The sequence below is a fragment of the Pseudomonas sp. 2822-15 genome, from assembly GCF_002742515.1.
Classification (GTDB): domain Bacteria; phylum Pseudomonadota; class Gammaproteobacteria; order Pseudomonadales; family Pseudomonadaceae; genus Aquipseudomonas; species Aquipseudomonas salomonii.
On the sequence record NZ_LJRY01000279.1, the window covers coordinates 1 to 228 of the forward strand.

Sequence of the window (228 nt, forward strand, 5' to 3'; positions counted from 1 at the left end):
ACCTGCAGCAGCTACAAGTAGAATTCCTGCTTCATGAGCTGCCCATATTGCATCTTCTTCTAGCTTACTTTTCTTATCGGCTCCATAGCTCATATTAATAATATCTGCCCCATTGTCAATCGCATAATAGAATCCAGCTATTATATTTTGTGTTGATCCTCGTCCTTTTTTATCTATTACCTTCACAGGCAGTATGTTGGCATAGTGATCGAGCCCCACCATCCCTAC

At 41.2% G+C, this 228-nt stretch carries 1 protein-coding gene; it reads right to left on the reverse strand.

Annotation, left to right across the window (positions count from 1 at the left end; translation table 11 throughout):
• The coding region (locus AOA59_RS27645; protein ID WP_158235270.1) for a S8 family serine peptidase at positions 1-228 on the reverse strand (228 nt) is incomplete at both ends.